This is a genomic window from Pseudonocardia tropica (assembly GCF_040105315.1).
GTDB classification, from domain to species: domain Bacteria; phylum Actinomycetota; class Actinomycetes; order Mycobacteriales; family Pseudonocardiaceae; genus Pseudonocardia; species Pseudonocardia alni.
Window position 1 is genome coordinate 1 of sequence record NZ_JBEDNP010000028.1, and the last position, 24,852, is coordinate 24,852.

General features: G+C 71.4%; 16 protein-coding genes and 2 pseudogenes. 2 read left to right on the forward strand and 16 right to left on the reverse strand.

Translation table 11 applies throughout. The annotated features are described in order from the left end of the window. Positions 1-207: 207 nt before the first annotated feature. The 9 genes from WHI96_RS25860 to WHI96_RS25900 all read right to left on the reverse strand — a co-directional run bounded on the left by WHI96_RS25860 (position 208) and on the right by WHI96_RS25900 (position 15,205). Positions 208-6,954, reverse strand: a complete 6,747-nt coding sequence (locus tag WHI96_RS25860) for a helicase-like domain-containing protein (protein WP_345655130.1) — start codon at positions 6,952-6,954, stop codon at positions 208-210. A 50-nt stretch (positions 6,955-7,004) separates the two neighbouring features. Further along, positions 7,005-7,298, reverse strand: coding sequence for a hypothetical protein (locus tag WHI96_RS25865; protein ID WP_345655127.1), 294 nt, complete (start codon positions 7,296-7,298; stop codon positions 7,005-7,007). Positions 7,299-7,500: 202 nt separating this feature from the next. Further along, positions 7,501-8,136 carry a DUF4913 domain-containing protein gene (locus WHI96_RS25870; protein ID WP_345655124.1) on the reverse strand — a complete coding sequence of 212 codons (636 nt, stop codon included), beginning with the start codon at positions 8,134-8,136 and terminating at the stop codon, positions 7,501-7,503. Further along, entirely contained in the window at positions 8,133-10,025 is a 1,893-nt protein-coding gene (locus WHI96_RS25875; protein ID WP_345655121.1) for a type IV secretory system conjugative DNA transfer family protein, read from the reverse strand. The genes WHI96_RS25870 and WHI96_RS25875 overlap by 4 nt, the downstream gene beginning before the upstream one ends. After that, positions 10,025-11,503: an ATP-binding protein gene (locus tag WHI96_RS25880; protein ID WP_345655118.1), complete on the reverse strand. Its 1,479-nt coding sequence runs from the start codon at positions 11,501-11,503 to the stop codon at positions 10,025-10,027. Before WHI96_RS25880 ends, WHI96_RS25875 begins: the two co-directional genes overlap by 1 nt. Positions 11,504-11,545: 42 nt before the next feature. Beyond that, a complete protein-coding gene (locus WHI96_RS25885) occupies positions 11,546-13,012 on the reverse strand; it encodes an SCO6880 family protein (RefSeq protein WP_345655116.1) in 1,467 nt (488 codons plus the stop codon). Beyond that, positions 13,009-14,343 (reverse strand): hypothetical protein, encoded by a 1,335-nt coding sequence (locus tag WHI96_RS25890; RefSeq protein ID WP_345655113.1) that lies wholly within the window; start codon positions 14,341-14,343, stop codon positions 13,009-13,011. The genes WHI96_RS25885 and WHI96_RS25890 overlap by 4 nt, the downstream gene beginning before the upstream one ends. Before the next feature lie 36 nt (positions 14,344-14,379). Continuing rightward, positions 14,380-14,688, reverse strand: a complete 309-nt coding sequence (locus tag WHI96_RS25895; RefSeq protein ID WP_337826964.1) for a hypothetical protein — start codon at positions 14,686-14,688, stop codon at positions 14,380-14,382. A 34-nt stretch (positions 14,689-14,722) separates the two neighbouring features. Next, positions 14,723-15,205 carry a hypothetical protein gene (locus tag WHI96_RS25900; protein WP_349302463.1) on the reverse strand — a complete coding sequence of 161 codons (483 nt, stop codon included), beginning with the start codon at positions 15,203-15,205 and terminating at the stop codon, positions 14,723-14,725. A gap of 93 nt (positions 15,206-15,298) precedes the next feature. Here WHI96_RS25900 and WHI96_RS25905 point away from each other — a divergent pair, with 93 nt between their 5' ends. After that, positions 15,299-15,904: a hypothetical protein gene (locus tag WHI96_RS25905; RefSeq protein WP_337826962.1), complete on the forward strand. Its 606-nt coding sequence runs from the start codon at positions 15,299-15,301 to the stop codon at positions 15,902-15,904. 31 nt (positions 15,905-15,935) lie between these two features. On the opposite strand, the gene WHI96_RS25910 is transcribed toward WHI96_RS25905, so the two are convergent. The 5 genes and pseudogenes from WHI96_RS25910 to WHI96_RS25930 form a co-directional block, all read right to left on the reverse strand. Continuing rightward, positions 15,936-16,814, reverse strand: coding sequence for a trypsin-like serine peptidase (locus tag WHI96_RS25910; protein ID WP_345655107.1), 879 nt, complete (start codon positions 16,812-16,814; stop codon positions 15,936-15,938). 38 nt (positions 16,815-16,852) lie between these two features. After that, positions 16,853-17,122 (reverse strand): annotated as a pseudogene (locus WHI96_RS25915) (transglycosylase family protein); the annotation flags it as partial. 2,092 nt (positions 17,123-19,214) lie between these two features. Next, the gene (locus WHI96_RS25920) at positions 19,215-20,324 is read right to left on the reverse strand and encodes a glycoside hydrolase family 16 protein (RefSeq protein WP_337826960.1); all 1,110 of its coding nucleotides are present in this window, start codon (positions 20,322-20,324) and stop codon (positions 19,215-19,217) included. Beyond that, the gene (locus WHI96_RS25925) at positions 20,321-21,718 is read right to left on the reverse strand and encodes an AAA family ATPase (protein WP_345655102.1); all 1,398 of its coding nucleotides are present in this window, start codon (positions 21,716-21,718) and stop codon (positions 20,321-20,323) included. The genes WHI96_RS25920 and WHI96_RS25925 overlap by 4 nt, the downstream gene beginning before the upstream one ends. Positions 21,719-21,776: 58 nt before the next feature. Continuing rightward, positions 21,777-22,754, reverse strand: a complete 978-nt coding sequence (locus WHI96_RS25930) for a hypothetical protein (RefSeq protein ID WP_345655099.1) — start codon at positions 22,752-22,754, stop codon at positions 21,777-21,779. 413 nt (positions 22,755-23,167) lie between these two features. Between WHI96_RS25930 and WHI96_RS25935 the strand changes: the two genes are divergently transcribed. Continuing rightward, positions 23,168-24,031 carry a hypothetical protein gene (locus WHI96_RS25935; protein ID WP_345655096.1) on the forward strand — a complete coding sequence of 288 codons (864 nt, stop codon included), beginning with the start codon at positions 23,168-23,170 and terminating at the stop codon, positions 24,029-24,031. A gap of 274 nt (positions 24,032-24,305) precedes the next feature. Here the strand turns inward: WHI96_RS25935 and WHI96_RS25940 are convergent, their stop codons facing one another. Continuing rightward, positions 24,306-24,725, reverse strand: coding sequence for a hypothetical protein (locus tag WHI96_RS25940; protein ID WP_337826955.1), 420 nt, complete (start codon positions 24,723-24,725; stop codon positions 24,306-24,308). 25 nt (positions 24,726-24,750) lie between these two features. After that, positions 24,751-24,852: pseudogene (locus tag WHI96_RS25945) on the reverse strand (IS5/IS1182 family transposase); the annotation flags it as partial.

Consider the following 24,852-nt stretch of genomic DNA (forward strand, 5'->3'; position numbering starts at 1 on the left):
GACCTCGGTGAGAGTCGATCTTTGGACGGACCGACCTCTCCTACCGGGGTCCCGCGCCCCTGTTGATCATCTCCGTGTCCTCGGCGTGTCGCCGTCCGGAGCCGCCACTACTGGGAAAGCCTCATTGTGCGTCAGCGTAGCGAGAACTGCACGGATCGACGATGCCGAAACGAGTGACCAAACGCTGTCCGGTGTGTGCGTGTGCGTTCATAGGCGCCGCCGAGCTACCGGGTGACGCTCCGGCTGCGGAGCCGGGCCAGGTGCGGGCGGGCCCGTGGGAGAAGGTGTCGAGCCCGAGTTCGGTGCCGCTCGGGGCGACCCGGCCGGGGGGCGGTGCGCGGCGAGAGCGGCAGCCACCGCCGCGGCGGACTGCTCGGCCTCGGCGACGGACTGCGACGAGTCCCCGGACGCGGGCGGCTCGGGCGCGGGGGACTCGGGATCGGCCGCCCCCGTGTCGGCGGGTCCGGCGGCGTCGGAGCTGCTCGGCTCGGGGGCGGCGAGCCCGGCCATCTCCGCGTCGATCTCCCGCACGCGGGCACGTGCCTGTTCCAGCTCCGCGGCGTGGGCGAACGGACGCTCGAGCTGTTCTGTGGCGCGTTGGGTCTCCTCGCCGGTGCGTTGGAGGTCGTCCTGCACGCGGGTGAGCTTCTCGTCGAGGCCGGCGACCCGGTTCTCCATGCGCACGACCAGCGAGCCGGGCTTCTCGCTGGTAGACAGCTCCAGCAGTTGGGACTTGGAGCCTTCCACGACGCCGCCGTGGCTGGTCCCGGAGACCCGTAGCTCGTAGCCCGCGCGCGGCCCGGCGGACCACACGAACGCGTCGAAACTCTGGCCGCCGAGGCGGGCGATGCCGGGGATCTCGGTGGGCCGGGTGCTCTCCGGGCCGGTGGCCGCCGCCGTGAGCTGGCCGATCAGGACGGTGCCCGCTTCGTTGCGATCGGTGAGGCGTCGTCCCCCGGTCTCGATGGCGAACTGCTCGCCTCGGGTGTCGGTGCGGCGCTCGATCGCCGCGCGCAGCGCCTCGATCTCGCCCTCCAGTTCGGGGACGCGGCCCTCGTGGACCTCGATCGTGTAGCGCAGCCGGGAGCGGGTCTGCACGTGCGAGCGTTCGAGGCGTTCCAGCTTGGTCAGCTCGGCGTCGGCCTTGGCCTTGTCCAGCAGCAGCGGGTTCCCGGCGGCGAGTGCCTTGACCTCGTTGTAGTTGAGCGCGGTGTCGCCGATATCGCCCTCGATCTCCCGGACGTCGAGCCGGCCGTTCATCAGCTGCGAGATGAACGCGGCCTTGCGCGCCAGCGCCTGCCACATATAGGCGTCGAAGGTGCCTTCGACGACGTAGCGGTTCAAGGCGATCTCGCTGTACTGGTTGCCCCGGCGCAGCGCCCGGCCGTCACGCTGGGCCAGGTCGGCCGGGCGCCACGGGCAGTCCAGATGGTGCAGCGCCACTGCCCGGTTCTGGACGTTGGTGCCCACCCCCATCTTGGAAGTGCTGCCGATGAGCACCGAGACCTCGCCTGCGCGGCAGGCCTCGAACAGCTCGGCCTTCTTCCGGTCGTTGGCGGCCTCGTGGATGAACCGGACCCGCTCGCGGGGCAGGCCTCGTTCGACGAGCTGGTCGCGCAGCTCGGCGTAGACGTTCCAGCCCGGCCGCTTCGCGCCGTCGCCGGGGGTGCCGAGGTCGCAGAAGACCAGCTGGAAGCCCCCGCGGCGCGGATGAGGCTCGCCGTCGGCGTCGAGGAACTCGTCATCGCTGTGGGCGTGGTGGATCCGCGCGATCTCGTCAGCGGCGATTTCGATCTTGGACTCCCCGAACGGCATGTCCCGGCCCAGGAGTCGTAGATCGAGCGCGCCGGCGCGGCCGTCGCTGGAGATCTTGAGCATGTTGTCGACGTCCGGGAGCACCGCACGGGCCTGGACCTGCTCGGCACGGTCGCCCAGCTCGGAGATGAGCTGCTGCTGCCCTTCGGTGGCCGGGATCAGGAAGGTCCGGGGTGCGCGCTGGCCGTCCTCGGGGCGCGGCAGCAGATCCGGGCGGGGCAGGTTGAGGTCGTCGGCGGTCTTGACGTCACCGGAGACCCACCACATGCGCAGTAGCTCGGGGACGTTGTGGAAGCGGGCGAAGCGGCCCTTCATCCGGAAGCTGCTGCCGTCGGGCGAGAGCTCGACGTCCGACACGGTCGCGGCGAACGTCGCCGCCCAGGCGTCGAAGTTCAGCACGCCTGCTTGTTCGAGCAGGTCAGGGCGCAGGTAGCGCTGCATGACGTGCGCCTCGGTGATCGAGTTCGCGATCGGGGTCGCGGTGGCCAGGGTGACCACCCGGTGCCCGTGCTTGTTGCGCAGGTAGTGCAGCTTCATGTCGAGGTCCTGGGCCCGGTTGGAGCCGTCGATCGCTGCGCCGGCGATGTTGCTGGCGGTGCGCAGGTTCTTGTAGTCGTGGGCCTCGTCGACGACCACGTAGTCGATGCCGGTGGCCTCGAACGTGACCGCGGGGTCGTAGTCGCGGGCGATCTTGTCCTTGATGCGCTCCTGGGCGTTGTCGAGCCGCTGCTGCATCCGCTTGACGGCGCGGTTGCTGCTGCCTTCGGCGCGGCCTCGTTCCAGTGCTTCGCGCAGCGTCTCGAGCTCGGCGTCGAGGTAGGCCTCCTGCGCCTCGGGGCGCATCGGGATCCGCTCGAACGCCCCGCGGGTGATGATGACCGCGTCCCAGTCACCGGTGGCCACCCGGGCGACGAAGGCGCGGCGGGCGTCCTTGCGCAGGTCGGCCGAGGAGGCGGCGAGGATCCGGGCCCGGGGGTAGAGCTGCTGGAACTCTCGGGACCACTGTTCGATCATGTGGTTCGGGATGACGATGCAGGGCTTGCGGACCATCTGCAGGCGGCGCAGCTCCATGACCCCGATCGCCATCTCGGCGGTCTTACCGGCGCCGACCTCGTGGTACAGCCCGACGGCGGGCTCGGAGATCATCCGGGCGACCGCGGCGTACTGGTGCGGGTTCGGCTCGAAGGTGCGGGTCAGGCCGGGCAGCGACAGCGTGACGTCGTCGTAGTTGCGCAGCACCGTGGAGTTGAAGCGGTCGTTGTAGACGCGCGCGAGGTCCGTGGCGCGCTTCGGGTCCTCCCAGACCCACTCGGAGAACCGCTGCGCGAGTTCGTCGGCCTTGGCCTGCGCGGCGGTGGTGGCGGCCGGGTTGAGCACATGGCGGGTCGTCGGGGACCCGTCGGCGGTGAGGGTCTCGATCTCGTCGCGCACCACGATCGACTTCTGGGCCAGCAGCGCGGCGGCGAGTTTCGGGGCCGGGTAGCGCTCGGTTCCCCAGGTGCTGGTGGCCGCGACGGAGAACTCGTTGCCCTTGACCTCCCAGTTGGTGCCGTAGGTGTGCTCGACGCTCAGCCGCGGTTCGTCGAGGGTCTCGCGCAGGAAGGTCTGCACGTAGCCGGCCTCGATCCACGGCACCCCGAGGCGGGCCACGATGTCCTCGGGAGCAATGTCGGGCGGGACGACCTCGCGCAGCGCGGCGGCGTTGGCGGCGTAGGCAGGCTCGTCCTCCGCGGCGGCGAGCGCCTGATCGAGCTTGCGGCGCACGTGGCCGGACAGGTACTCCGCGGCGGGAACGAGCTGGCCGTCGCGCGCGGGGTCGGCGAAGACCAGCTCACCGAGCGAGGTACGGGCCTCGGTCTCGTCGACGCCGAGCAGCCGCGCGATCTCGGACAGCTCCACCTGCCCGTGGGTGTCCATGCAGATGGCCAGCGCTTCGGCCGGGGTGTCGGCGCCGCGGGCCGGGGTCCGCGGGGCGATGACCCGGTCGCTGAAGACGTCGGCCTTGGTCGCGGTGCCGGTGCTGGCGTCGAACACCTCCAGCGCGAGCACGATCGGTGCTCGCGGGTCGGCCCGGAAGCCGCCGAGCTTGTCGACGATGCGGGCCTGGATGTCGTTGCCGGCCTCGTCGACGCGGCCGGTGCGACGCCACTTGAACCGGTTGATCGGGCCGTAGCGGTCGACGTAGGCGTCGTAGTAGCGGTTCAGGTCCGCGCGCAGCTCCTCGATGCTCTCGGAGTGCTCGAAGGTCGCCGCTTCGGCTTCGAGCAGCGTGACGGTGGTGTCGCGCAGCTCGAGCAGCGCCCGCAGCTCGGCCTGGCGGCTCTTGGGGACCTCGAACGGCTCCACGGCACCGTCGGTGACCTGCTGGAACTGCCCGTCCGCGTCGATGAGCAGGTGCCCGTCCTCCAGGTCCAGCTCCGGGCCGGGCAGGGCGGCGCGCTGAGGAACCTCGGGCAGGGTCGGGGAGTGGAGCAGCGCGTCGCGGCGGGCGCGGTCGACGACCTGGGCCAGGCGCTCGGCGAGCAACTCGGCCGCGGGCCGGTCGGAGACCACCCGTGGTTCAGCGGAGCTGTACTGCCCGGACCCGCTGGTCAGGGTCCCGCACAGCATCTCGGGATGCTGGACGAACCAGGAGTTCATCCGCACCTGTTCGTCGCCGATGTCGACGACCTCGGTCAGCTCCCAGTCGAACGGCTGGGGCACGCGGTCGGGCTCACGGCGGCGGAACACCAACAGGTCGGTGATGACGTCGGTGCCGGCGGTGCGCTGGTGGGCGGCCTGGGGCAGCCGGATGGCGCCGACGAGGTCGGCGAGCTCGGCCATCTCGCGGCGGGCGGAGGGGTTGCGGGCGTCAAGGGTGTAGCGAGAGGTGATCGCTGCGACCAGACCGCCCGGGGCGGTCAGGTGCAGGCTCTTGATCAAGAAGTGGTTGTGGATCGAATGCCGGCCGGTGTTGTGGACCTTGTCGCTGAGCACGGTGCGGGCGAACGGGACATTGCCCACGACGAGGTCGAAGCTGCCGTTGGGAAAGCGGCTCTCGGCGAAGGACTCACTGCGGATCTGGGCCTGGGGCTGCAACGCGGACGCGATCGCCGCAGTGGTCGGCTCCACCTCGACCCCGACCACCTGCGCACCGGCGGGGGCGAGCCCGATGTAGTTGCCGGTCCCGCAGCCGGGTTCGAGGACCCGCCCGCGCTCAAAGCCCAGCTCGCTCACCGCCGTCCAGACCTGTTCGACCAGGTCGGGGTCGGTGTAGTGGGCGTTGAGCATGCTGGAGCGGGCGCGAGCGAACTCGGTGGCGTCGAGCATCTCGGCGAGCTGGTCGCGGGCCCAGGACATCTCGGGGCGCAGGTCGTCGAAGACCTCAGGGACCGCGCCCCACCCGGACCAGCGCGCCAGGTCCGCTTGCTGGGCTTCGGTGGCCGGCCGGTCACCGAGGGAGCGCAGGGTGGACAGGGCGGCGAGGTTGGCCTGCACCCGCGCCTTGGCACCGGTGGGCGGGCGCACCGAGCCCGGCCGGAACTGGCCCGCCGCGGCGGGCCGTTGTTCCTGCTCGGTCACGGCAGGCTCCGACGGCGTGGCCGGGACCGTCGGCGCGGGCGGCTCGGCGGCGGTCTCGGCGGCCTGTGATCCCGGGCTGAGCGCCCGGGCGGAGGTCTCGCTGTTGCGGGCGTCGCGTTCGGCCGCGGCCTCGCCGGCCCGGCGGCCGATGTCGGGGTTGAGCTGGCCGATGCGGGCGATCAGCTCGTCGCGCCAGGTGCGCTCGTCGGCGAGGATGGCCGGTTCGAGCATCGCGTCGAGTTGGTCGAAGCCGAGCCGGTCCAGCACTGCCTGCCGGGCCGGTTCCGGAAGCGCTGCGATGGTCGCCGACCACTGCTCCGGGGTCTGCATCCCCTCGTCGCGGGCGTAGAGCCGCAACACGGTGGTCGTGGCCAGCTCGGCGGCCCGCTCCTGCGGGCTGCGGGTCAAGGCCGCGAGCTCATCGGACTCTTCCCGGTCGTCGGGAGCGGGGGAGGGGGCCGGTGTGGTGGCCTGGGCGGCAGCCTTGTCCTGCTGCGCTTTCTCGTAGCGCTCGCGGGCTTCGCGCCGGGAGGCCTCCCGGCGCTGTCTGTGCTCGGCTTCTTCGCGGCGGCGGGTCTCGCGCCACTCGGGGGTCTCGATGTCGAACGCGGCCGTCTCCCCGGGTCCGGCGACCCGCCAGGTGTGAGCGTCACTGGTGCGCACCCACACCCTGCCGTCCGCGGTCCGGCGCATCCGGACATCGCCGGACTCGCGGGCCACGACGCGGTCCTCGACACCGGGCATGGCACTCGCCTCGACCCCCGCGGGCGCGGCCGGCGGCGTGGGCGGTGTGGTCGGGGCTTCGGGGCGGGGCCCGGAGGGCTCGGCGGCCGGGGCGCTGTCGGCCTCGTGCTCGGGTGGGCTCGCCGTCTGTGGCTCGGCAGGGGTGATCGTGGCCTGCACGGTCTGGCCCGGACTGTCGCCGGTCGCCGGGTCCGGCAGCGCCGCGACCCGCCGACGCAGCGCGAACAGGCCCTGTTCCTCGGCGGCGTAGCGGCGTCGGTCGCCCGCATCGGGCACACGGCCGGGGCCGCGCAGGTTCGTGGCGGTGATGTTGAGTTCGTTGTCGAGCGTGGCGAGCATCGCGCGCTTGTCGTGGACCCGCAGCGTGGTGCCGTCGACAGTGGGGTAGCCGCCGTAGAGGTCGTCCTGCTCGGGGTCGTCGTCGAGCACGTCGGTGATGCGGATCCGCAGGAGGTTCGCCGTCACCTCGGTCAGCGCGACCTCGGTGGCGTCGGGGAAGCGCGCCGGGTCGTCGGACTCCGGCCCGCGTGCGGCCGGGGCACTGCTCGGTTGCGTGGCCGTGACGGGGTCCGGTGCGGCGGGTTCGGGTGTCGACTGCTCGGCCGGTGCCGGCGGGGCCGCCTCCGGCTGTGGCGCGGCGGGTGTGGTGGTCGGGGCCTGCGTGGCGATGTGGCCGTCGATCAGGGACCGGACCCGGTCCCAGTACTCGTGGCGGCCGGGGTCGAGACGTGCTGCCTGGTCCATCAGCGAGCGGGCGGTCACGAACTCCCCGGCGTCGAACCGGGCGCGTGCTTGGACCGAGATGCGCTCGGCCTGCTCAGGGTCCGGGCGCACCGGCGACTCGCCCGCCGAGCCCGGGGCCGGGGCGGGGGCTGGGGCTGGTTCTACCGGTGCGGCTCGGCCGGAGTCGGGTCGTCCGCCTCCGGGGGCAGCAGAACCCGCTCGGCGAGGACCTGCTCCTGGGCCTGGGCCTGGATTCGGTTGAGCCGGCCCACCTGGTCCAGGTAGGTCCCGGCCGGGCCCTCCTGGTTGGCTCGGTCCGCTGCCAGGGTCTCGATCTCGTCCTGTACCTCGTTGCCCAGCGTCGTGAAGTGCTGCTGCGGGTTCGTGATCTGGGCGTACCGGTTGGGCAGGTAAGTCTGCCAGTGCTGCATCGCCTGGCGTCCGTAGCGGTTCATCGGTGTCCTCCTGATCGTTCGACGGCACCTCGGCCGCGGGCACGGGGGGCTCGGTGGGGTCGGGTCCGCCGAACAGGGCCTCCAGCGGAAGCGGCTCCTGGTTCATGGAGCGGCGACGGCTTGGTCGGGGCACTGATTGTCCTCCCTGCTCACGCTGGCGCATCCGGCGACACGGGGTCTGAGCCGCCCGAGATCGGGCTGGCTATAGCTGGTCGAGCTGCTCGTCGAGGACGAAGAAGTACTCCGGCGGCGGGTCGAGTTGCCCGAGCTTGGTCACGAAACGCTCGGTGCCGTGGTGTCCGCCCTCGCAGGCACTGAACGGGCCGTGTTCATCCATCAGCGTCGCGAGCTGGCGGTCGAGGTGGTCGTAGTAGGTGGCCAGGGCGTTGCCCTCACCAGCGGCGATCGCTTCGGTCCAGGACCGGCGCAGCGCATCGAAACGCGCGATCGCCTCCGGGTGCAGCCACCAGCTACGACACCAGCGCAGCCGGCCCTTGTTCTGCGGCAGCCGGCGTTCGAGCAGCTGGGCGATGTGGTCGCGCACCCACGGGATGAGCTCACGCATGTCCAGACCGGTGTCGGGTTCCTCCGGTTCCGGTGGGGCTGGGGCGGAGGTGTCGTCGGACGCGGCGGCGTCACCGGACCGCAGCAGGTCGGCAGCCTCCGGCGTGGCGTCCTCTATTTCATCGAACACAATCTCGATGCCCTCGACCCGGTGATCGAGTCCTCCCAGCCGAGCGGTGAGGGTCCTGTGGTCCGCGCGCAGCCGGGTGAGTTCGGCAAGCACCGCCGCCCAGTCACCGGGCGCGATGTCGTCGTTGGGCTCCGGGTCGGTCATGTCGTTCCACCGCGGGGGGCGCGCTCGCGGGCGGCGAGGCGCTGGGCGAGCGGGTTGCGGGGCCCGAGCGCGGCTACCGCCGACTGGCGGACCTGGGCGGTGGCCTCGGCGGCGTGGGCGCTGATCGTCTCGGCGTCGCCTTCGCGGTACCAGGGCATCAGCTCCAGCAGCACCGGGCGGCGCCCGGCGGAGAGCAGGATGGCGTGACGCTTGTCGAGCGAGCCCACGTCGGCGACGGTCATCACCGGCTTCTCCCGCATCGACGTCGAGGTGGAGCCGCCGCCCCGGCCGTACTGGTGGGAGTAGGTCGGCACCTCCAGGGGCCCGATGAGGTCGCTGATCCAGCGCGCGAACTCGGGGTCTTGCACTCCGGCGCCGACCAGCTTGATCGTGGCCGCCGACCACATCTTGTCCATCCCGGACTTGCCCCAGACCGCGACGCCCTGCTGGTAGGACTGCAGAAACGACAGCACCTGGATGCTCATCGACCCGAAGTAGGAGTACAGGTCGGGCAGGCCCGCGATCGGGCACACGTTGGCGGCCTCGTCGAGCACCGGGCGCAGCGGGGGATCGAGCCGCCCGCCCTGGGCGGTGGCGGCCTTGGCGGCGATGCGCAGCAGGTGATCGACCAGGGCGGCGACGACCGGGGCACCGCTGCCGGCGCCTTCGCGGGTGAGCAGATAGAGGGTGTCGCGGGGGACCGGGTTGCCGGAGCTGTCGGCCTGGTAGCCGACCAAGAATCGCCACGGGTCGAACTCCTCCACCGGGCCCTGGGGCGGTTCCCGCCACGTCGAGGGTGGGGTGACCAGTCGGGCGACGGCCTCGGACTCCAGGGCCCCGAGGGCTGTCAGTGCGGTCTCGAACAGGCCGCCGCGGGTCTCGGAAGGGGCGTCCTGTAGTCCCCGCAGGCCTTCGGCGACCTCGGTGAAGCCGCTGGCCTCCAGCAGGCCGGCCGGTTCATTGGCTTGGGTGGCCAGCCATGTGCGGACGTCGCGCAGGCTCCGGTCGGGGCTGCACGATGCGGCCAGGACGAGCTGGGTGAGTAGGCGCTCGGCGCCTCTGGTGAAGAAGGGGTTGGCGTCGTTGGAGTTGCCGGCACCGACGGTGCGGGAGAAGTGAGCCACCAGATACCCGGCATCGGCCAGGTCCTTGATGTCGGCGAGCGGGTTCCACCACCAGCTCTGCTCGACCCCGGCGATGCCTTGCGGGTCGGCGACGAAGCAGCGGCCCAACTCGGCGCGCAGCCCGATGCTCAAGGTGAAGACGTCGACCTTGTTGCTGGTCGCGATGACCGGGCCGGGCGCGGAGAGGATCGCGGGCACGACCTGGGCGGAGGTCTTGTTCGACCGTGGCCCGGCGATCATGATCATCACGTCTTCCTCGGAGGCATACAGCAGTCGCGACTCGCCGACGCCGCCGAGCCGGCGCCCCAGGCACAGGCCCAGGTCCCGGTTGTCGATGCGGTCCTGCTCGGCCAGGGATGGGCGCAGTTGCACTGCCCTTTTCTGTGCTGCACGACCGCGCATGTCGCGGGTGTCGCGGTGACCGGCCATCGCCGAGCGCGGTTCGCCCCGCCGGCCCGCGCGGGAACCGATCCAGACGCGGACGCCGACGACGAGGCCGAGCAGCAGGGCCAGCCCCACGGCCAGCACGGACCAGAACACCGGGCGCGAGCCGTCGGTCCCGATCAGGGGGTCGAGGGTGCCCGTCCCGGCTGCGGAGACCATCGCCCGCAGCGTCGGTCCCCCGAAGCCCGGGACAGCCTCGGCCGCGGCGCCGGCGGCCGTCCAGCAGCACGTCATCGCCGCGAACCCCGCACCGAGGACCCCGAACCCGACCAGGGGGACGGCCAGCTGCTGCCACGGGATCGGCGCCGCAGGCGTACTCATCAGGCGTGTCCGGTGCGGGGCTGCCAGGCGGTGTCGGTGTTGTAGAGGTCGCGTTCGCTGGGCATCAGCGACAGGGCGACGGGCAACCCCATCCGTTCACCGGACTTGATCAGGTACCGGCCCCGGCCGGGGTGGGTGCTGCCGGTCATCCAGGTCGGCGGCGCGGCCCAGGCCCGCACCATTGCGGCCTCCGACGCGGTGAGCGGGCTGATCTCGTTGATCGCGGCGAGCTCCTTGTCGGCCATGCCGCCGAGCACCATGACGCCGTTGCGTTGGGCCATGCCGCGGGCCTTGGCCCGGTCGGCCTCGGTGGGCAGCGCTTCGAGGTCGTCGAGGGAGTGGGTGACCTGCGCGGAGATCTCGCCGCGGTGGCGGCCCAGGCGGGTGACCCGGTCGGAGCGTTCCACCAGCCCGGGGGCGACGCGCAGCGCGCGCCAGAGCTCGTCCTGGATGCGGAAGATGTTGCGGTGGCGGCCCGTCGCCGCCGAGCCGTCGATGACCGCGGCCGCCCACGCCCAGGACGAGAGCATCGCTGCGGCCACGACTTCGTCCTCGTCGTCGTCGAGGGCGGAGATGTCCAGTGACAGCGCCGGGGTGTCGAGGTCGGCCGTGATCGAGGACTGGCGGTCGAACAGGCCCCGGATCGCGCCGGCGCAGAGCAGCTCCAAGGTGTTGACCAGGTCCCTGGCGTCGCGGCGGAAGGCCAGCGTGGAGTCGCAGGCAGCGATGTCGAGCAGCAGCAAGGGCGGGCTGACCAGGATCCGCACGACGTCGGGGATGATCGGCTCCTCGCCGTCGGTGGTGCCATCCACGCACAGGTCGAGTGCGGCACCGAGCAGGCGCCGTTCGGTCACGCTGATCTCGGCACGGCGCACGATGACCACGAGCGCTTCGAGCAGCGACAGCCGACGGGCCCGGATGGTTTCCGAGAGCCGGGCGTGTTCGTCGCCGCTGGTCTGGGCGAGCGCGGCCCGCAGGGGGCCGGCGTCGAGCGGGTTGAGCGAGTGCAGGCCCCGCCCGATCCGCCACACGCGCCCGTCGAGGTGCTCGACCAGGCGGGTGTACTCGCCCTTGACATCACCGGGGACCACGGCGGTGAACCCGAACGCGACCAGCCCGGTCATCAGGCGTTTCACGATCGTCGACTTGCCGATGCCGGGCTGGCCCTGGATCCACATGCCGGTGTTGGACACCAGCCCCTGTCGCAGCCACTCCGCCGGGTCGAGTCCCACGGGCTCGGCGGTGTGCATGTGGTGGCCGATGGGCACCCCGGGCGGTGCGGCGCCCGAGCTGACCGCGAACGGGAACATCCCGCACACCTGAGTGGTCGTGCCCTGCCACATCACCCCGGGCTCGGCGCTGGCCGCACGCCCGCCGCCGGGCAGCGCCCAGCCCAGAGCCCGGGGTACCGGGCGACCGCGATACGGCTCACCGGGGTCGAGCTGATGCTGCTGCGGGGGCAGGGAGATCGTGGTCACGGAAGGCTCCTGGTCAGGCAGGGGACGAGGTGCATCGGTGGGTCATTTGCGGGGGCGGCGGGCCAGCTCGGCAGGGTTGATCCCGAGACCGAGGGAGGCGGCGAACCCGGTGATCTGCGCGCCGCGCAGGCGCCGGAGCCGCACCTTGGCCTGCCCGGCGCGCTGTTCGACGTCGGCGGTCGCGGCGGGCATCTGCTCGGCGTCGAAGACGGTGGTGGTCACGTACAGGGTGAACCGGCCGACGCCGGCGCCCTCGGCCTCTTCGCGGGCGCTCTGCACCGCGCGCGAGAGATCGTCGCGGTCACGCTGGGTCTCGTCGCGCTTGGTCTTGTGCGCCCACATCCGACGGACCTGGGTGTTGGTGATCTCGCGCTCGACCTCGTCGGCGGCGGCCCCGGCCGAGAGCGGCTCGTAGAGCAGGCTCACCCGTCGTGCGAACGGGCCCGCGGCCAGCAGCGGCACCAGCACGCGGTCCATCACCGACTGGCGAGGTGCCTCGACCATCGCCCACGACACCGACAGCCCCGAGTCGTGCTGCCAATGATCCCAGCTCTCCTGGAAGCTGACCGGGCCCGCCTCGGCCCAGCGCAGCAGTTCGTCGGAGTGCTCGTCGTAGTCGGTCAGGTCCGAGCGGCTGGCCGGGTCGTAGGCGACCCGCAGCCGCCCGGTCAACCAGGCGGCCGTCGCGCGGCCGCGCACCGCGACGCCCGCCATGGCCAGGTGGGACTCCAGCCCGGGCAGCCAGCGTGTCACCTCGGCGACACCGGCGGCCAGATCCGGCGGTCGGGGTGTGGCCAGGGCCGGGTCGAAGGTCACCGAGACCCGGCAGTCGACCTCGGCGGACGAGGACGGGGCGGTGGCGGCGAGCTCGGCCATGACCGCTTGCGCGGAGGCCGGGGCGCGCGGGTCGATGCGATCGTTGACGTAGTCGCGCAGGGTGGTGCCCCCGGTCGGGGACGTGTCGATGGTGACCGCGACGTGGCGGATCATCGGCTGGTATCCCAGGTCGGCCAGGAACGCGCCCCAGTTCGCGACCCAGGCGTCCGCCTGGCCCTGATCGGCCAGGTCCAGCCCGACCGGCGAGACCCGCAACACCGCGGTCAGCCATCCGGTGCGGCGGTCCCAGAGCAGGCCCTGCTTGCCGCCGCGCCCGTCATCGGTGGACAACGGCACGATCGGCCCCATCGGGCCGGGAAGGTCGTGGCGGCGCAGGTGGTCGGTGACCATCCCGCCGGTGCGTTCGGTCCAGCCGGCCGCCTTGCTGCGGGTGAAACGCAGACGTCGCATAACCACATCCGAAAGTGAGCTACCACCGATCTTGATAACCACTGCGCCGATCACGAGAGCACCGAGGACCAGGGCGACCGCGCCTGCCCGGCCCGAGAAATTCAGCACCGTGACGGGGATGGCGATCGCGAGGAAGACAGTCATGGTCTGGCCCGTGCCGAGCTGACCGATGCCGAACCCGCGGGGCGGGCGCCAGTTCCCGTAGGTGCGGGGCGCGGTCACTGATTACCTCCTTGCCCGGACGGTCCGGCACCGTCCGGTCCTTTACTCGGTGGTGCACCGCCGAGATCCTGTGGTTGCGAGGCGAAGCTGTCGGCGGCTGCCCGGCCCTTCTGCACCGCGCTCCCGGCCACCGCAGCCGCGGCGCCCGCGGGGCCGGCCGCTGCGGCGGCGCCCCCGGCTGCAGCGCCCCCGGCGGCACCTGCCCCGGCGGCTCCACCGGCGCTTTGGCCTGCTGCGGCCCCTCCTGCGGGGGGCCCTCCTCGTGCCGCCGCAGCCCCGGACGACCCACCGCCCGGTGTGCCACCGCCCTGCTTGGACGAGGACGAGGAATGGGGATGTGGGCTGCCGGTCGAACCGCCACCGCCCCCCGGCGGCCCACCGGTGCCCTGTCGGCCCCCGCCTCCGGCTCCACCGGCGGGCAGCGCCTTCTGGCTGCCTCCGCCCGTCGGGGTGGCGGCGCCCTGGGCCCATCCCGGGGCGCTACCGGGGCCGGTCATCTCCTGGCGCCGCGAGGAACCGACCGCACCCATCGACACCGCGCCGGTCGCAGCACCGGCGATCACGCCGCCGGCAGAGCCCCCGCCGCCGACCGCTACCTGCGCCCAGCTGAAGAACTTCAACGCTGCGGGCAGCGCGACCACGGCAATGAGCAGGACCACGATCCCGGTCAACACGGCGACGAAGTCCTCGCCCTCGGCGACCAACCCCAGCCCGATCGCATAGATCAGCGCCGCCAGCGGCTTGTAGATCACCAAGCCGATCAGCCAGGCCACCATCGTCGGCAGCCAGCGGCGCGTGGCGTTGGTCAGCACTCCCGCCGCCGCCAGCGGCAGCAACGCGACAAGCACCAGGATCGCGGCCTGCCGAAACAGCAGAATGAGCCACTGGATCAACCCCAGAACTACCACGGCCAGCGCTACGACAAGTTTCAAGGTGGGAACGATCGGTGCGTTCCCGAACGTGCTGTTGACCTGCTCGCCGAACGCCGGGAGCGTGTTTTCGAGCAGCGCTCGTGACAGCTCGTCCGCCATGTCGAGCGCAAGATTGAGGGCGAGTAGGGCCGTGGCGTTCACGACGGCGAACTTCAACAGGCCGAGGCCGACCTCAACCAGTGGTTCCCGTCGCCCCGAGATCATCAGGCGGCCGAGCTGGGCCAGCATCGACACCGCCAGAATCAGCATGGCGATAGGTCCGACGAAATCGCTGACCGCGCGCACCTGCGTGACCTGCTGCAGTGGCGACGGCACCAGCAGCCACCAGGTCATCAACATGCCCAGAAGTTCGCCGGCCGCATCCCCGAAGTCGTCGGCCAAGAAGTCGATTACGAACATGCGTGTGCGCGATCCCCGTCAATCAGGTAAAGGCGGTCATACGACGAGCGCGAAAATCGACGGAAGTGCCCCCATGACCGCGACCCCGAGAAGTACCATTCCGATTTTTTCGATGCCGCTGACCGCGTAGCCGCTGCGGTTTTTCGAACCGGTCATGATCAGCCCGACACCGATGAGGCCGGCACCTGCGGCGAGTACCAGCAGTACGGCTTTCATCGTGGCGATGATGGTGTTGGCGTTCTCCCCGAGTTTTCCGGGCAGCTGGCCAGGGCCCGGATCCGGGATGAGCGGTGGCGGGCTCTGCGGCAGGGAGTAGACGTCGAGGACGCTGAGGAGTTGAGACACGGCAAGGCGCTCCGGAAGTGAAGGTGGCTGCTGATCAGGCGGTGCGGGATCGGTGGCCGCTGTTCTGTTTGATGACTTCTCCGACCAGCGCCCGAAGGGCCTTGGCGAAGGTGCGGACCCCCTTGGGGAGGTCCTGCTCGGCCTCGGTGAGCACAGTCGCGGCCCTGTCGTGGGGTGACTCGACGTCGCGCCAGTCAGCGACCAGCGGGATCCGGACCACCGAGCTCACGTACGGCTCGGTGATGTGCACCTTGTTCTGCGTGTTTGGTCCCCAGGCCGCGTTCGGCACGTCGTCGACGATCGCCAGGACCGGCGGCGGAGCGGCGGCCGGGGTGTACTGCAGCGCACGCTGAGCGGAGTGCAACGAGTTCGACGTCGAACGGCACACGAGCACGTGCACGGGACGGTGGGCGCGGTAGATCCCGGCGTCGTAACCATGGAGCGCTTCAGCAAGCAGAGTCGTGCCGACTCCACCCAGAACACCCGCCACGATCGGAGGTTCGCGCACGTCTGTCACCGTCCTCAGACTGACGATTTTCAGGCCGCGGATAGACTACACTTTGTATCTTCTTGAGTGGCAAGATGATACGAATCTTGTGGGGGGTCCGACGTGTCTCTGATTGAGTCCGGCCCGGAGGGCGCACCGCCGGGGCGGCTGCGCAACCTCGCACGCTGGGCAGGCGTAGGCATCGCCGTCGGTCTGCTCGTCGGCGGCATGTACGCGGCATGTGTGCCCGGCCAGCACACCGACCCCACAGCGCCCGATGAGGCGGCGCCCGGCGCCGCACAGACCGCCGGGCCCCACGCCGCCCCCGACCACGACCCGCTGACGACCGCGCGCCGCTGGCTGAAAGCCTCCCGGACGGTGAGCTTCACCGACCCACGCCCGGTCACCTGGACCGAGCGGGTCGCCCCGGTACTGACCGGGGCCGCCGCGGCGGACAACACCGCCACCGCGCAGAACCCCGCGACCGGGGCGGGCTGGGAGCAGCTGGTCGCCGACCGGTGCAGCACCACGGTCAGCGAGATCGGCGCGGTGATCCCTCCCGAGGCCCCGCGCACCGACCGCCAGGTCTATGTCCAGGTGACCGGGACCGTGCGGACCGGGTGCGAGGTCGCCGACGGGCTGACGGCGCCCCCGGAGCAGACGGCAGCCACCGTCGCGCTCACCCTCGAGCCCGATGGCCTGTGGCGCGTGAGCGAACGGCTCTACTGAGCCGCACCGCACCAGCAGCGACCGGGGGAGCTCACTGTGTGCCGGCGCCGCCGGTCAGGGAAGCCGAGTCCGCGGCGTCGTAGATGGTGCGGGCGGCCTCGTCGAACAGCGGGGAGACCAGCGACGTGTCGTCGCCCCCGGAGACCACGCCGACGAGCTGACCGCGCCCATCGGGCGCGTCCGGGCCGGTCAGCCACGGCCCGCCGGAGGCACCCTCGGTCATGTCGCAGTCCATCGCGAGCACCCGCCCGGCGGGCTGGTCGGGTTCGCGGGCGAACTCCTCGACCGCGGCCGAGCCGATGCAGCCGCGCAGCGACTGGCCGTCGTAGCTGCCCAGGGCCGGATAGCCGAGCGCGGCGACCTCGACCTGCTCGCCGACCGTCCAGCGGATCCCCTGGGCGCCGAGGACCTGCTCGGGTAGGCGGCCCTCGCGCGGCAGCAGGGACACGAACGCGAAATCGGTGTCGGCGGCGACGTCCTCGATCGGGGAGTTGGCCTGTTGCCACGCCGGCGGCAGGAAGGCGGTGTCGACCGCCCACCGCCCGTAGGGCTCCTCCCCGCCGGCCCAACCGGGAATGAAGTGCGCGCCGTCGAGCCGCCAGGCCCCGTCGAGCCACACACAGTGCGCCGCGGTGGCCAGCAGCCGCCGTGACTGCGATGCGACCACCGCGGCCGAACACTGGTGGCGGCCGCCGTCGACGACCAGGACCCCGACCGAGGACGCCGAGAGCCCGCCGACGATCGGGCCCGCCTGCCCCCGCACCGGCAGCCCCCCACCCGGACCGTCACCGGCCGGGCCCGGGGCGGTCACCTGCAGGCCCGCGATCCGCGGGCCAGTCGGGGAGTCGGAGGCCGGGAGCACGCACGCCAGCACCACGGCCACCACCGCGGCCACCGGCAGCGCGCTCATCCTGCGGATCGTCATCAGGGTGCGTCGGCCTAGTTCAGGCCCAGCTGGGCAGAGCAGGACGGCCAGGCATTCCAGCCCTGTTCAGCCTGGACCTTCTCGGCGACGGCGATCTGCTCTTCCTTGCTCGCCTCGTGTGCCTGACCTTCGCCACCGAAGGCCTGCCACGTGCTCGGCGAGAACTGCAGGCCGCCGGAGTAGCCGTTACCGGTGTTGGTCGACCAGTCACCGCTGGCCTCACACTCGGCGAGACTATCCCAGGTCGAGGTGTCGGTCCCGCCGGTCTCGCCGCCCGTGGCGGCCGGGGTCGCCTGCGCCCCCTCAGGATCGCGGGGCTGCTCACCCCCGCCGTCGTCGGCCGGCTCCTCCGGTGCCGAATCGTCCTCGGCCGGGGCGCCCGACTCCTGCCCGCCCCCGCCAGCGGCCTCCTCGTCGTCGCTGGAGCGGTCGGTCGACTCGTCCGAGGACGAGCCCGGTTCGGACCCAGCGCTGTCGGCGGCGGAGTCCGAGTCCGGCTCGTCGTCGAGGTCGATCCCTTCGAGCTTCTCCAGCACGCTCTCGGCGGTCGGGTCGATGTCGGCCGCTGCCTCGGCCTTCTCGGTCAGCTCCTCGACGGCGGGCTTCAACCCCGGACCGTCCGAGGAACCACCCGGTGACGAGCCCGAGCCGGAACCCGAGTCGCGGCTGATGGAGGTACTGGTGTCGGAGCGGTCGGTCCCCGAGTCCCCCGACGAGGCGGCGGAGTCGCTGCTTCCCGAGCTGTCCGCGTCGTTGCTGGTGGAGTCACGGCTGGTCGAGCCCGAGCCACCGGAACCGGTCGACCCGGACCCGGTGTCGGAACTGCTGGTCTGCGACGAGGTCGAGGAGCTGTCCGACCCGGTGTCGCCGAGGTTGTTGAGCTCGTCGAGCTTGTCCAGATCGGCAGGCTCGGCGCCGAGCTTCTCGAGCTGCTCGCGGTCGACCACCTGCAGCACCGAGTCCCGCACGCTGCCGGCCTCGGTGTCCTTGCTGGCCCCGAGGGTCTGCATGAGCTCGCCGACCAGCTCGATCGCGGCCTGGGCCTTCTCCAGGTCCTCCGGTGAGCCGCTACCACCCGACGAGTCCGACGAACTCGACGACGTCGAGCTGGAACCGCTGTCCGACCCCGAGCCGCTGCTGTCCGTGTCGCGGTCCGCGGAGCCGGAACCAGCCGAGTCCGACCCGGCGGAGCCGGAGCCGGAGTCGTCCTCGTCGCCTGCGGCGGTGTCGTCGGCCGAGGAGCTGGCATCCGAATCGGAGGAGTCCTCATCCTCGTCGTCCGCGCCGATCGCCTCCGACGCCGACCCGGAGCCGCTGCCGGTGTCGCGGCTCGAATCGTCGGCCGAGTCCGCACCACCAGACCTGCTGGAATCCTCGCTGCCGGAGCTGCTCGAATCCTCGCCGTCGGAGCCGTCGGAGTCCTCGTCCGATTCCGAGTCCTCACCGGAGGGCTCGCCGCCGCCGGAGGACTCGGACTCCCCGCCGTCCTCCGGCGGATCCTCAGCCGGGGCCGCCGGGGCCGCCGGGGCCGCCGGGGCCGCCGGGGCTGCCGGCGCGGCGGGGGCGGGTGCGTTCACCGCGGCCGGCGCGGCGGTGGCTTCGGCCTGGTCGGTGCAGGTGGTCTCCGGCAGCGGCGGTTCGGCCTGACGGTTCGGGTTCGCCGCGGCGGGCCCCTTCCCGGAACCCGAACTGCTCACCGCCGGAGACGGCGCGACCGCCTCCTGTGCGGCCTCGCGGGCGGACTCGACCGCGCCGACCGCGTTGTCGGCAGCACCACCGAGGGACTGGCCGATGCCTTCCAGCGTGCCGCCCTCGTCACCGGGCGGGGGCGGTTGCTTGGGCAGCAGGTCCGCCGGGGTCGGGCCGAGCCCTTCCTTGGCGAGCACTACCGCGATCTTGTGCAGCTGCGGATCGGTGGTGCCGTTGAGCTGGTCGGAGACATCGACGGCCTTCTGCCGCCACCCGGGCGGCTGCGTCGCCGGGGTGAACCCCAGCCCGGCCAGCTCGCGGGCCACGTCCTGCTGGCGCGGGTCGCCGCTCACGGCGAGGCGGGTCATCAGCGCCCGGGTCTGAGTACGGGTGTCGCGGGCGGCCGCGAGCTGGCGCACCGTCTTCCCGGTGTTGCAGCCATCAGCGGTCAGGCCGACCTCGGCCGAGAGCGGACCCGCCACGAACGCCATGCCCAGCAGCGCGGTCGCGGTGAGGATGGCGATCGGGGTGCGCCGCGGCCGCGGCGCGGTCTGGGCGGGATCGGTCTGGAGTGGGATCACTCCGTAGCGGTTGCGAGAAATACGCATCTCACGGACTCCGTGATGTGATCGGGGGTGCTCACCGGAAATCGGGCTCGGATACGCGCCGAGCGCGTCAACGAGGTGCGGCCATCGATCAGCCCTTGCTGTTCTGTTCTTCGGTCAGCGATGTGCTCGAATCGGAATCGGTGGATCCCTCACTGCCTTCGGAGTCGGTCGAGGAACCCTCCCCCTCGTCCAGAGACCACTGCTTGACCCAGTCCACATGCATCTCCCCGGGGTCGCTGTCGCCCTTGGGGAACCAGTCGAGCTGGATGCACAGGTGCATCGGGCCGGGCGGCAGGATCGAGGTGTCGGTGGTCTTCCACCACTCCTCACCGTCGAGGAACGTGGTGACACCGTCCGGGGTCCACTCGACCGCCCAGTTGTGCCACTCCGTGGCGTCGACCTCGACCTTGCCCTGGACCTGGGAGTTGTCGGCGCCGTAGTGCAGGAAGATGTTCACCTCGTCGCGGTCATGACTCATGATCTCCATGAAGTCGATCTCGCCGCCGACCGGGAAGTCCTCCGCGGTGGGCCACAACAGCAGCAGCGCGTTGTAGGACGGGGACCCCTTCGGGGCCTTCACCCGGCCCTCCCAACGGCCGTACTTCTGCGAGTTGCCCGACCAGGCCATGCCCCCGGTGGTGCCGTCCCCGGTGCCCTCGATGGTGAGGATCCCGTCGGAGACCGACGCCGCGTCCGGGCTCCGGATCCCGTTGCCGGCGTGGCCGGGGCCGTCGTAGAAGTTCCAGCCGCCGTCGAGGTCCTCGAAGTCGTCGACCACGTCGGGCTCACCCCAGTCGAACGCCTCCGCCGCCGTCGCGCCCTGCGCCCCGGACCCCGCGCTCGAGCCGCTGCCCGAACCCCCACCGGACCCCGAGCCGCCACCAGACCCACTGCCCGAGCCGCTACCGGAACCCGAGCCGGATCCGGAGCCGTCCTCGTCCTGGTCGTCGTCCCCGCTGCCCCCGGAACCGGTCTCGGTGCAGGACTCCGGGACGAAGTCCGCCTTGTCGGCGCCCTCGCTGACCAGCGCCTGGCGGATGCGCTTGGCACGCTTGGAATTGTCGACCTCCAGCTCGGCGAGCACGTGCGAGGCGGTGATCCGCCACTCGCAGTCCACCCCGTCGTCCGGGGCGGCCAGGACGCTGCCGGTCAACGAGGTGGTCAGCGCGAGCGCCACACCGGCCAGCTTCTGCCTCACTCCCGACTCGTCTCGGGACGGAACCCGTGCGTGGCCAACCCCCCGTGGCGGGGGTGGTTGAAGTTGTCGGCGACGGTGGCGGCCAGTTCGAGAACGGCATCGCGGGTCCCGGGGGCAAGCGCATCGAAGTCGATCTGGCTACCGGCCTGCAGGTGCGGGTCCGGCGGCAGCTCGACCACGGCACGGCACCGGGCGTCGAAGTAGCCACGGATGACCGACTCGTCGATCTGGGCCGACTGCCGGTCACGCGAGAGCACCACGATCACGTGCTCGAGCAGCGCCTCGTGGCCGTGTGTGGCCAGCCAGTGCATCGTCTTGCGTGCCCGCGAGGCGCCGTCATGAGTCGGGGCGCCGACAATGACCAGCGAATCCGCGTGCGTTAGTGTGGCCTGCAGAGCTGAATGCATCAGGCCAGTACCAGAATCAGTGATGATCACCTCGAAATACTTCGACAAAAGCTTTAGCACCGATTCGTAGTCTTCGGCCGAAAAGGCCTCCGACAATTCGGGGTCCTGCTCACTGGTCAGGACCTGAAGTCGGCGGGTGAGGTGGGTGAAGCGGGCCAGATCGGTCGAGGACCGGATGTTGGAGATGTTGTCGAGCAGGTCACGGACGGTGCTCTGCGCGGCGAGCTTCTCCCCGACCAGGCGGTCGCCGAGGGTGCCCGCGTCGGGGTTGGCGTCCATGGCGATGACGCGGTCCCCGCGGTACTCGGCCAGCCCCAGGCCTAGCGTCGCGCTCACCGTCGTCTTCCCGACCCCGCCCTTGAGGCTGATCACCGCGGTGCTGTGCGCGCCGTGCAGTCGAGTCTGAATGCGCTCCAGCTGCTTGCGCAGCCGCACCTCGGCCTGGGACAGGCCGGGGTTGATGCGTCCGTTGGTGATGCTGTAGCAGAACCCGCGCCAGCCCTCGGTGGGGCGGGCCTTGCGCTGCCGCACTGCCTCGCCCAGCAGGTCATCGTCGGCCTCCCACTGCGGCCGGTAGACCGCGGGCCGCTCCGGGGCAGGGCTGTCGACCTCGTTGGGTGAGGTCGGCGCGGCGCCGCGGGCAAGCCCGGCCGGTGGCAGAGGCGTCTCGCGACCGCCCGACGCCGGGGCAGCGCCGGAGCCGGCAGAGGCCCGACGGTCCGGGGCAGGCGAGGTGGACGATGCATCGCGCTCGGCCGTCGGTCGCGCAGCGGCGTCGTCGGGGCTGTCCGTGCGCTCCTCGCCCTGGGCCCAGGGCAGGGGAGCGGGCCGCAGTCGCGCACGGCGGCCGTCGATCGGGGTCGGAGCGCTGGCAGCGGTCTCGGTGGCGTTCGCGGTCGTGTCGCTGAAGACCGGGGCCTCCCAGGTGCGCTGCAGCGACGGCGTCGGGGTGGTCGAGGAGGGCTCGGGGGCCGATGCGTTGGTCATGAGGAGTTCCCAGTCGTGAACGAGGGGCCGGGCAGGAGGGGATGGCGGGGCACGGCGGTCAGCCGCTGTCGGCGGGAGGCAAGGCGAACAGCTCGACGACCAGATGACCGAGGTCATGGCGGCGCACCGGGATCCCCAGGCGCTGCCAGATGCTCATCACCTGTCTCCACCCCGGGGCGCTCGCCGCGGGAACGGCCGACCAGCGCGCGCCCAAGGGCAGCTCCGGTCGGGGTGGCGAGGGCCCGGCCGAGGACTCGTCGCCGACACCGTCGGAGTCGTGCTCGGCGTCGTGGTCCTCGGCGTCGGCGTCGGCGGCCGGTTCCGGCTCGGGGATCCGCTCGAACACCTCGACCAGCACCTTCACATCGACGGTGATGCCGTGGCTGTAGGGCAGGACCTCCCCGGCGCGGGCCTGCACGGCTCGCCACCGGCCCTTACCCGGCTTGTCGCCGGGCCAGCCCAGCAACGCGTCCGAGCGTCGCGCAAGGTAGGGCTCGAGGGCCATCCGGCGTCGATCCGGGTCGTCCTCGTCGCAGGACAGGTAGTCCAGTGCGAAGCACTCCGCGAGCTGGCGAGCCTCGTCGACCCCGACCGGGCGCAGCGCCTCGACCGGGCGGTCGACCGTGGTGCGCGCGGCGCGGGCGTCGTCGCTGGCCCGCGCGGAGGGCAGATAGAGGTCCTGGTCCGTGCTGTCCTGGGTGACCCAACGCCCGGACGGCAGCGGGCTCTGCGGAATCTCCGACGCCGCGTCCCTGCCCTGCTGCGGCGCAGGGAACGTCACCGTCAGCTCGGAGTAATAGTCCTCCGGGGTCATCGTCGGCTGCGTCGGACCCTCCCGGTAGAGGGCCGTGGCGCCGTTGACCGGCCGCTGCTCGTCGGGGAAGTAGTCCTCGTCGCCGTCACCGTCCCCGTAGCCCGGATCGTGGAACTCGGGCTCGTAGTCGACGTAGGGCTCGGCCTGCTCGGAGCCGTCTACGTAGGCGACCTCGTCGCCCCGCTCAGCTGTGTCCGGCGCAGCAGCCTCGGCACCGGCCACGGCAGGGGGCGGGCCTGATGAGGCCGGGGGTCGCTGTCGGGGGCGAGGGGGTGCCTCGTCCGCGCCCCACCACGGGGGTAGCGCCGGGGGTGCCGCACGCGTACGCCGGCCGATCACCACCACGTCTCACCTCCGCACGTCAGCCGCCGTGCTGCGAGCTCACCTCCCCGAGCACGGAGGCGAGCGTTGAGACGGCCGTCAGCGCGCGAACTGTACTACATAGTGATTGCAGAAATATACGCTCAGTATCAACTGTCACGGCGCAGATGTTGGGCGCCTGGAAAGGGTGATCCAGGCGTACGGCTGGCAGCAGTGCGCAGGGTGACTGACGAGTAGGCTTCGTCACGCTCGCCCCGGGCGCAGTCCGGGAGCTTGCCGCTGAACGGGAGCAGCCGAACGAAGGAACGCCGCCCATGGCCGAGGAACACAGCACGCAGGCGGCGAACGGTGCGCGCAGTGGATCGGCAAAGAGAGTGGCTTCCAGCCGCCCGACAGCACAGAGCAAACCGCATTCCGACAGCGGATCCGCTGTGGCCGACGCCGAGTTCACCGCCCGGATGAACAGCCTGTTCGCCACGGTGCTCAACGACGACGGCCAGGAATACTCGGTCTCCGACGTCGTCCGCTGGATCAATGCCACCGGCGGATGGAGCTCCCGCGAACGCCTCAACGCGCTGCGGAAGGGGAAGGCGGTCACCGACCTGCGGCCCGATTCGCTCGAGGCAGTCAAGGTCGCCGAGTTCTTCCGCGTCCCCGCTTCCTACTTCACCGCCCCACAGCCGCCTCAGATCGACGGCGCCGAGCAGCACCGGCTCATCCAGCAGCGGCTGAGCAGCTACCGGCGCGGCACCATCCCGCAACGCGTGTACTACCTTTTCACTGTGGTCGTGCAGGCCGACGGCCGCCCCTACCCGGCCACCTATGTGGCGCGCTGGATCAACGCCAATGGCGGCAAGATCACCAACGTTTACATCCAGAAACTGACCTCCGGAGAACGCGGCGAGCGACCCCAGTCGTCGTACCTGCAATGGATCGGCAAGTTCTTCGGCATGGGGCTGAGCTTCTTCTACGACGAAGACCCGCCCGAGGTCGACGGCCAGTACCAGAACGCGATCATCATGCTGCGCGATCCCGCCAGCGCCGAGCTCCAGCAGCTCTACGGCCGGCTCAGCCCGCTGCAGCAGCAGGGTGTGCGGCAACTGATGATCACGCTGGCCCGCGACAACGACCCCACGTTCGTCGAGCCAGGCCGCCACGACGACGACCGCGACGACTGAAACTCCCTGCGTCCGTGAGTGCGTGACCGAGAGCGGTGAGCAGGCCGCCGAGCGGAGAGCGTTGACGGCCCGGCTCAGCCGGGCCTACTCGTAGACGATGTCGAGGTCGAAGGAGTCCGCGTCGACGTCGTCCTCGATCGCGAGGACGTCGCGGCCCATCAGCTCGACCTCGCCCTCGAAGCGGGCCTGTGTGTAGAGGTCGCGCTCCGGGATGTGGATCAGTCAGAACTCGCCGTCGCGGCGCACGGTCGCCGTGTAGCGCGGCCTGCCGGAGTCAGGCCGCACCGTCCTGCCCCTCGTCGCGGAGCATCTGGCGCAACGCCTCGCGGTTGTTCTCCACGAAGGCCGACCAGCCGACCGGAACCCGCGCCCGGAACTCCACAGGGACATCATCGACACGCATGTGCACGACGTTCTCGCCGGACTGCGCCAGCCGGTCCGGATCGAGAGTCAGGTCGTCTGCCCGTAGCGCCACGCTGCCGCTGTCGACGAGATCGCTCATCAGCGCTGCGCGCGCCTCCCTGGCGTTCGGGCCCTCGGACCACTCCAAGACGACGCCCCCCGACATGGCGGGCCAGTAGTCCAGCTGACAGTTGCTCAGCTCGCTGCCACGAATCGCGAACAGCAGTCGACCGAGCACCTCGGATTGCGGGTGATGGGAACAGGCCGCGTCTGCAGGCGGGTCGAAACTCATTGAACCTTTCCCAGTAGGGATTTGATCATGTGGTGTGGCCGTGTTCGATGTGGAGCAGCACGAGCGCGGCGGCGGTGATGGCGCCGATGCGCCAGGGGCAGAGGCTGACCCGGCGCAGCGCTTTGAA

Bases quoted from the DNA above. Each gene is read 5' to 3' on its own strand.
- WHI96_RS25875 (WP_345655121.1), bottom strand. From the start codon at position 10,025: ATGAGTACGCCTGCGGCGCCGATCCCGTGGCAGCAGCTGGCCGTCCCC.
- WHI96_RS25865 (WP_345655127.1), bottom strand. From the start codon at position 7,298: ATGAACCGCTACGGACGCCAGGCGATGCAGCACTGGCAGACTTACCTG.
- WHI96_RS25870 (WP_345655124.1), bottom strand. From the start codon at position 8,136: ATGACCGACCCGGAGCCCAACGACGACATCGCGCCCGGTGACTGGGCG.
- WHI96_RS25940 (WP_337826955.1), bottom strand. From the start codon at position 24,725: ATGAGTTTCGACCCGCCTGCAGACGCGGCCTGTTCCCATCACCCGCAA.
- WHI96_RS25935 (WP_345655096.1), top strand. From the start codon at position 23,168: ATGGCCGAGGAACACAGCACGCAGGCGGCGAACGGTGCGCGCAGTGGA.
- WHI96_RS25890 (WP_345655113.1), bottom strand. From the start codon at position 14,343: ATGTTCGTAATCGACTTCTTGGCCGACGACTTCGGGGATGCGGCCGGC.
- WHI96_RS25910 (WP_345655107.1), bottom strand. From the start codon at position 16,814: ATGAGCGCGCTGCCGGTGGCCGCGGTGGTGGCCGTGGTGCTGGCGTGC.
- WHI96_RS25925 (WP_345655102.1), bottom strand. From the start codon at position 21,718: ATGACCAACGCATCGGCCCCCGAGCCCTCCTCGACCACCCCGACGCCG.